This window comes from Methylobacterium sp. WL103 (genome assembly GCF_008039885.1).
Taxonomy (GTDB): domain Bacteria; phylum Pseudomonadota; class Alphaproteobacteria; order Rhizobiales; family Beijerinckiaceae; genus Methylobacterium; species Methylobacterium cerastii.
The window spans coordinates 1-708 of record NZ_VRUX01001142.1; the positions used below are offsets into that span (position 1 = coordinate 1).

1 pseudogene is annotated in these 708 nt (G+C 74.6%); it reads left to right on the plus strand.

Going from position 1 to position 708, the window contains the following annotated elements:
• Positions 1-651, plus strand: a pseudogene (locus FV222_RS28290) (M48 family metalloprotease); the annotation flags it as partial.
• Between the last annotated feature and the right edge of the window lie 57 nt (positions 652-708).

Genomic DNA, 708 nt, shown 5'->3' on the forward strand with positions numbered 1-708 from the left:
GCGCTCTCGGCCTGCGCCGGCGAGCAGACCGGCTCGGTGCTGGTCCCTGCCGTCGTCGCCGTGCCGCCGGAGGCGCCGCGCACCACCGGCCGGCCGGCCAACGTCACCGATGCCGACCACACCAAGCTCGTCGCCTCCTTCGGCGGGGAATACCGTGCGCCCGCGACCCTGCGCCTGCTCACCGAGGTGACCGACCGCCTCGTCGCGGCGAGCGACCGACCCGATCAGACCTACGTGGTGACGCTGCTCGATTCGCCCGTGGTCAACGCCTTCGCCCTGCCGAGCGGCCGCCTCTACGTCACCCGCGGCCTGGTGGCGCTGGCGAGCGACACCTCGGAGATCGCGGCGGTGCTCGCCCACGAGATCGCGCACGTGACGCTGAACCACGCGACCGCGCGGACCGAACTCGAGCTGCGCTCGCAGCTCGTCAGCCGCGTGGTCGCCGACGTGCTGAACGATCCCGCCACCGGCGCGCAGCTGCAGAGCCAGTCGCGCTTCGCCCTCGCCCGCTTCTCCCGCGAGCAGGAGCTGGAGGCCGACGCCGCCGGTGTGCGCACGCTGGCGAAGGCCGGCTACGACCCCTACGGCGCCGGCCGCTTCCTCACGGCGCTCAACCGGACGCTGGCGCTGAAGGCCGGCGGCGGCACCGCGCCCTCGCCGGGGTTGTCGCCGTAGGCGAGACCGTCGACCGCCGCGAGGTAGACGGCC